Consider the following 217-nt stretch of genomic DNA (forward strand, 5'->3'; position numbering starts at 1 on the left):
CTGAAGGCGCTCCCCTGCTAAGGGAGTATACGGTTTATAGCCGTATCGAGGGTTCGAATCCCTCCCTCACCGCCATTTATTGACTGTTTAAGTCAATTTTTTTGTTCAAAAAGAAAATAAATGTGATATGCTTCACATCCTTGCGCGCTCGTAGCTCAGCTGGATAGAGTACCTGGCTACGAACCAGGCGGTCGAAGGTTCGAATCCTTCCGAGCGC

At 48.4% G+C, this 217-nt stretch carries 1 tRNA gene; it reads left to right on the forward strand.

Features of this window, described 5'->3' with window-relative positions:
* The first annotated feature begins 144 nt into the window (after positions 1–144).
* Positions 145–217, forward strand: a tRNA-Arg gene (locus tag ACVA6Q_RS25065).

The sequence above is a fragment of the Vibrio sp. DNB22_10_4 genome, assembly GCF_052879755.1.